The sequence below is a fragment of the Bradyrhizobium sp. SHOUNA76 genome (assembly GCF_023006445.1).
GTDB lineage: Bacteria > Pseudomonadota > Alphaproteobacteria > Rhizobiales > Xanthobacteraceae > Bradyrhizobium.
Genome location: NZ_JALBHA010000411.1, coordinates 1 through 5,928, shown reverse-complemented (window position 1 = coordinate 5,928; position 5,928 = coordinate 1). Strand labels below are relative to the sequence as shown.

Sequence of the window (5,928 nt, the reverse complement as noted above, 5' to 3'; positions counted from 1 at the left end):
CCTGCCGCAGCACCGGCTGAGGCCGCCGCTCCGGCCGCGGCCTCGCCGTTCCCCGATCCGAACGCCGGCAGGCGCTGATCTAAGTATACCACCCGATTGTCCTCGCCGCGTCCGATGCTTAGATTGGGTCCCGAGCACCGCTGAAGCAAAGGTGCGCCCGTCGCCGTAAGTGACAAGGCCTCTCGCATGAACGGATCCGCCGCGCTGTCGACCCCGATGACCGATCCGTTCGGGCGGACCATCAGCTATCTGCGCGTTTCCGTCACCGACCGCTGCGACCTGCGCTGCTTCTACTGCATGTCGGAAGACATGACGTTCCTGCCCAAGGCGAACCTGTTGACGCTGGAGGAACTTGACCGGCTCTGCTCGGCTTTCATCGCCAAGGGCGTCAGGAAGCTGCGGCTCACGGGCGGCGAGCCGCTGGTCCGGCGCAACGTGATGACGCTGGTGCGCTCGTTGTCGCGGCATCTTTCCAGCGGCGCCCTGCACGAGCTGACGCTGACCACCAATGGCACCCAGCTGGCGAAACATGCCGGCGAGCTCGCCGATTGCGGCGTCCGCCGCATCAACGTCTCGCTCGACACGCTCGATCCCAAGAAGTTTCGCGAGATCACCCGCTGGGGCGAGATCGACAAGGTGCTGGAAGGCATCGAGGCCGCGCGCGCCGCGGGACTTGCCGTGAAGATCAACGCGGTGGCGCTGAAGAACCTCAACGAGGACGAGTTGCCTTCGCTGATGCGTTGGGCCCACGGAAAGGGCATGGGCCTGACGCTGATCGAGGTCATGCCGATGGGCGAGATCGGATCGGGACGGATCGACCAATATCTGCCGCTGTCGCTGGTGCGTGCGCGCCTCGCCCAGCAATTCACGCTGACGGATTTGGCCGAGAGCACCGGCGGTCCCGCCCGCTATGTCAGCGTCGCCGAGACCGGGGGCAAGCTCGGCTTCATCACGCCGATGACGCACAATTTCTGCGAATCCTGCAACCGGGTTCGCATTACCTGCACGGGAACGCTGCACACTTGCCTCGGCCACGAGGATGCCTCGGATTTGCGCAAACCTCTGCGTGCATCCGATGACGACATGCTGCTTGCGGATGCCATCGACCACGCCATCGGCCTCAAGCCCAAGGGCCACGATTTCATCATCGACCGCCGCCACAACCGTCCCAGTGTCTCCAGGCACATGAGCGTCACCGGCGGCTGAGGTCGCCGCGCTGCGGCTTTATTTCCCTGAACTATCAACCAAGTTCCAATTGACGGCCCGCGCGCCCGCTGTTTTGGTGCGACAGCCTCATGCCTGCGCGGCGAGACAAGCCCACGCGCGCGCCCGGCACAATCCGGGCGGCGCGGCACAATCGGGGAGGACCTATCGTTGCAAGCGCTCCTGAAACTGAGCCAGAGAATTGACGCGTTCACGCGCTGGACGGGCAAACGCCTGGCGTGGCTGATCGTGGCCGCCGTCATCATCTCGGCGGTCAATGCGATCATCCGCAAGACATTCGATACGTCCTCCAATTCGTGGCTCGAGCTGCAATGGGTGCTCTTCAGCATCGTGTTCCTGCTCTGCTCGCCCTGGACGCTGCTCGACAACGAGCACATCCGCATCGACATCGTGAACAACGCGCTGCCGAAGACGGTCCGCAACGTGATCGACGTGGTCGGCCACCTGTTCTTCCTGATTCCGTTGTGCATCGTCATGATCATCACCGGCGTGCCGTTCTTCCAGCGCTCGTTCCACATCAACGAGCAATCCGGCAATGCCGGCGGTCTGCCGCAATGGCCCGCCAAATCCCTGATCATGATCGGGTTCGCTTTCCTGCTCTTTCAAGCCATCTCCGAGCTGATCAAGCGAATTGCGGTCATGCGTGGATTGATGCCGGATCCCCATGAATCGCAGGTCTCGGCGCTGGAGGCGGAAGTCGAGCATCTCGTCGAAGCGATCGAGAAGAAATAGCCGGTGGCGACGGTTCAGGGGGAAGCATGACCGCATTCATCATCGCCAATATGGCGCCCATCATGTTCGCGTCGTTGGTCGTCATGCTGTTGCTCGGCTATCCCGCGGCATTCTCGCTCGGCGCCGTCGGCCTGTTCTACGCCGTGATCGGCGTCGAGCTCGGCCAATTCCACCCCGACTTCCTCCAGGCGCTTCCGGAGCGGGTCTACGGCGTGATGAACAACGACACGCTGCTGGCCATTCCCTTCTTCACCTTCATGGGACTGGTGCTGGAGCGGTCGGGCATGGCCGAGGACCTGCTCGACACCATCGGCCAATTGTTCGGCACCATCCGTGGCGGCCTTGCCTATGCCGTGATCTTCGTCGGTGCGTTGCTCGCCGCGACGACGGGCGTGGTCGCGGCGTCCGTGATCTCGATGGGTCTGATCTCGCTGCCGATCATGCTGCGTTACGGTTACGACCGACGCGTGGCATCCGGCGTCATCGCTGCGTCCGGCACGCTCGCGCAGATCATTCCGCCCTCGCTCGTCCTGATCGTGATGGCCGACCAGCTCGGCAAGTCCGTCGGCGACATGTACGAGGGCGCCTTCATCCCAGGCCTCGTGCTCGCGGGCCTCTACTCCGTCTACGCCTTCCTCGTCAGCATGATCTTCCCAAAGGCCACGCCGGGCCTGCCGAAGGAAGCCATCGGCTTCCGCGAGGTCGACGGCAGCCGTGGCCTCGCCTCGCTCGGTATGCTGTTCCTGGCGAGCTGCGCATTCGGCTGGTTCATGATGCGCAACTCCGAGACGCACGGCGCCGATTACGTCGTGCTCAGCATGTTCTATGGCATCATCTTCGCCTTCGCCGTCGCCGTGGTGAACTGGGTCATCGACAAGCTCACCGGCTTCCGCTTCCTCTCGAAGATGGCGCAGCAGACCACCTTCGTGATGGTGCCGCCGCTGTTCCTGATCTTCCTGGTTCTCGGCACGATCTTCATCGGCATCGCGACCCCGACCGAAGGCGGCGCGATGGGGGCTGCCGGCGCCCTGATCCTCGGTGCCGCGAAGCGGCGGCTGAGCTGGGACCTGATCCGGCAAGCCACGGAATCAACCGCCAAGCTGTCGGCCTTTGTCGTGTTCATTCTGGTCGGCGCCCGCGTGTTCTCGCTCACCTTCTACGGCGTCAACGGACACGTCTGGGTCGAGCACCTGCTCACCTCCCTGCCCGGCGGCCAGGTCGGCTTCCTGATCTTCGTCAACGCGTTCGTGTTCGTGCTGGCCTTCTTCCTCGACTTCTTCGAGCTGGCCTTCATCGTCATCCCGCTGCTCGGACCTGCCGCCGAGCACCTCGGCATCGACCTGATCTGGTTCGGCGTCATTCTCGGCGTCAACATGCAGACCTCGTTCATGCATCCGCCGTTTGGCTTCGCGTTGTTCTATCTCCGGTCAGTCGCGCCGAAGGATCGATACACCGATCGCGTCACCGGCAAGCGGATGGACCCTGTCACCACGGGCCAGATCTATTGGGGCGCAGTGCCATTCGTCGTCATCCAGATCATCATGGTCGCGCTGGTGATCGCGTTCCCGTCGATGGTGATGCACTACAAGGGCGTCCAGTCGAACATCGATCCCAGCACCATCAAGATCGAGGTGCCGCAGATCGAGCTGCCGCCACTGGATCTCGGGCCGCCGCAGAAGTAAGCGGGAACGAAACGCGCCGTCATGCGCCGCGCAAGCGGCGGACGACGCGCGTGACAAGCACCGGAAACGCAGGCATACCGGGTCATCCTCAGCCCTAGGGATGGCCGCTCATGCCCCGATTGCACCCCGCTCCATCGCTCATTGGCGCGTTGGTCGCCTCACTCTGGCTGACATGCGCCGCAACGATGGTGCACGCCGAGCCGATCGCCGATGTCCATACGCTGGCGCAAAAGGAGCAGCAGCCGCTGCTCGACACGCTGCGCGATCTCGTCGACATCGAATCCGGTAGCAAGGACATCGAAGGCCTGAACCAGATTGCCGAGCGCGTTGCCGGGCAGCTCAAGCAGCTCGGCGGCACGGTCGAGATCCTGCAACCCACCGACATCTATCGCCTCGACGATACCCCCGAGAAGATCGGACCGGCCGTGCACGCCGTATTCAAGGGCACGGGAGCTAAGAAGATCATGCTCATCGCCCACATGGACACGGTGTACCTGAAGGGCATGCTGAAGGACCAGCCGTTCCGCATCGACGGCGACAAGGCCTACGGCCTCGGTATTGCCGACGACAAGCAAGGCGTCGCGCTCATTCTGCATACCGTGGCGTTGCTGCAGAAACTGAGCTTCAGGGATTACGGCACGCTCACGGTGCTCACGAACGGCGACGAGGAGATCTCCTCGCCGGGCTGGCGCAGCACCATCACCCGCCTCGCCTCGGATCAGGACACGGTGTTCTCGTTCGAAGGCGGCGGGACCGACGGCACGCTGCGCCTCGCCACCAGTGGCATCGGCTCGGCCTATCTCACCGTGCAGGGCAAGTCCTCGCATGCGGGTGCGCGGCCGGAGAGCGGCGTGAACGCGCTGTACGAGCTCTCGCACCAAGTGCTGCAGATGAAGGACCTGTCGAAACCCGCGCAAGGCCTGAAGTTGAACTGGACGGTCTCCAAATCAGGCACCAACCGCAACGTGATCCCTGCGGACGCCACGGCCCAGGCCGATGCGCGTGCGCTCAAGGTGTCCGATTTCGACGCGTTGGAGAAGGAGCTGCAGGACAAGATCAAGAATCGCCTGCTGCCCGATTCCAAGGTCGACCTGAAGTTCGAGGTGCGTCGCCCGCCGCTCGAAGCCAACGAGGCCTCCCGCCGCGTGGCGGCCTACGGCAAGACGATCTATGGGGAGATCGGAATGTCCCTCAAGGTCGACGAGAAGGCGACCGGGGGCGGTACTGACGCAGCGTTCGCCGCGCTGAAGGCCAAAGGAGCCGTGGTGGAGGGCATGGGCCTGTCGGGCTTCGGCGCGCATTCCAACGATGCCGAATATGTGCAGCTCGACAGCATCGTGCCGCGGCTCTATCTGGCAACGCGCATGATCATGGACCTGTCCACGGGCAAGCTGAAATAGCCGCGCCCTCGCCGCGTTCGGCAGTTCAGCTTCGATCAGAGGCGAAGCTCGCTCGTGAGAAGCCGGAAGCGGCTCACAAATCGTCTTCGAAACGACGTCGGGCGTACGCGATTGTGACGATTTCCACCTCTGTCTGCAGGACGCGGAATGCGATCGTCACGCGCCGCTCGAATCCGATGGTACGCAGGCCCGGGAGAAGATCGTCGCGGCTGGTGCCACGTTTGGGCAAGGTGGCGAGAGCCATACACGCCTCCTCGATATGGTCGATATAGCCGCCTGCGATTCGATGCCCGGCACGTTCTGCGATGTACTCGTAAAGGCCGACCAAATCGGCTTCCGCCTCCGTCGAAATACGACCTTAAGCGCCACGCTTGGCGGCTTTCGCGTTCCTTGCGTGGCGCGTTCGCAAACGCTTGAAAACATCCGTCGCCGAAACACTGGGGCGCGGATCCTGGATCGAAGCGCGAACCTTGGCGGCTAGATATTCGTCAAGCGCGGCATCCTGCCGATCGAGGGCGCGAAGGGCCGAGCGCGTGACTTCGCTGGCGGAGGCGTATTCACCCGATTTCAGACGGGCTTCCAGGCTCGCGAGCTGCGGGCCAAGGGTTACGGTAATCGGCTTGCGTGTACGCATGCGGTCCCTTTCACCGCCCTTAGCATATGATATGACACTGTCATGCACCCCTCTGGCGCCATTCGCGGCTGCGATAGCCCACCTTGCGGGAAGATGTTGCGGTGTCAGGGCCGTACGAGGTCCTCTCCCGCCTTGACCTTGTCCGCCCGCCGAAACCGCAGCGTGAACTCGGCGCCGCCGCCGGGGAGGTTCGCCACCGCGACCGTGGCCGCATGATCATCCGCCACCGCGCGCACGATCGAGAGTCCCAGCCCCG

General features: G+C 63.5%; 6 protein-coding genes and 1 pseudogene. 4 read left to right on the top strand and 3 right to left on the bottom strand.

What is annotated here, in order from left to right:
• Positions 1–186 precede the first annotated feature (186 nt).
• The 4 genes from moaA to MOV74_RS29175 all read left to right on the top strand — a co-directional run bounded on the left by moaA (position 187) and on the right by MOV74_RS29175 (position 5,038).
• The gene (gene moaA / locus MOV74_RS29190; protein ID WP_246930106.1) at positions 187–1,206 is read left to right on the top strand and encodes a GTP 3',8-cyclase MoaA; all 1,020 of its coding nucleotides are present in this window, start codon (positions 187–189) and stop codon (positions 1,204–1,206) included.
• 168 nt (positions 1,207–1,374) lie between these two features.
• Positions 1,375–1,956, top strand: coding sequence for a TRAP transporter small permease subunit (locus MOV74_RS29185; protein WP_246930105.1), 582 nt, complete (start codon positions 1,375–1,377; stop codon positions 1,954–1,956).
• A 26-nt stretch (positions 1,957–1,982) separates the two neighbouring features.
• Positions 1,983–3,638: a TRAP transporter large permease subunit gene (locus MOV74_RS29180; RefSeq protein ID WP_246930104.1), complete on the top strand. Its 1,656-nt coding sequence runs from the start codon at positions 1,983–1,985 to the stop codon at positions 3,636–3,638.
• A gap of 110 nt (positions 3,639–3,748) precedes the next feature.
• The gene (locus MOV74_RS29175) at positions 3,749–5,038 is read left to right on the top strand and encodes a M20/M25/M40 family metallo-hydrolase (RefSeq protein ID WP_246930103.1); all 1,290 of its coding nucleotides are present in this window, start codon (positions 3,749–3,751) and stop codon (positions 5,036–5,038) included.
• Positions 5,039–5,111: 73 nt separating this feature from the next.
• On the opposite strand, the gene MOV74_RS29170 is transcribed toward MOV74_RS29175, so the two are convergent.
• The 3 genes and pseudogenes from MOV74_RS29170 to MOV74_RS29160 all read right to left on the bottom strand — a co-directional run.
• A complete protein-coding gene (locus MOV74_RS29170; protein WP_246930102.1) occupies positions 5,112–5,366 on the bottom strand; it encodes a type II toxin-antitoxin system RelE/ParE family toxin in 255 nt (84 codons plus the stop codon).
• A 30-nt stretch (positions 5,367–5,396) separates the two neighbouring features.
• Entirely contained in the window at positions 5,397–5,672 is a 276-nt protein-coding gene (locus tag MOV74_RS29165; protein ID WP_246930108.1) for a type II toxin-antitoxin system ParD family antitoxin, read from the bottom strand.
• Positions 5,673–5,776: 104 nt separating this feature from the next.
• Positions 5,777–5,928: pseudogene (locus MOV74_RS29160) on the bottom strand (ATP-binding protein); the annotation flags it as partial.

What these genes read in the sequence shown, in the direction of transcription:
- moaA (WP_246930106.1), top strand. Translation starts at nt 187, where the DNA reads ATGAACGGATCCGCCGCGCTGTCGACCCCGATGACCGATCCGTTCGGG.
- MOV74_RS29180 (WP_246930104.1), top strand. Translation starts at nt 1,983, where the DNA reads ATGACCGCATTCATCATCGCCAATATGGCGCCCATCATGTTCGCGTCG.
- MOV74_RS29175 (WP_246930103.1), top strand. Translation starts at nt 3,749, where the DNA reads ATGCCCCGATTGCACCCCGCTCCATCGCTCATTGGCGCGTTGGTCGCC.
- MOV74_RS29165 (WP_246930108.1), bottom strand. Translation starts at nt 5,672, where the DNA reads ATGCGTACACGCAAGCCGATTACCGTAACCCTTGGCCCGCAGCTCGCG.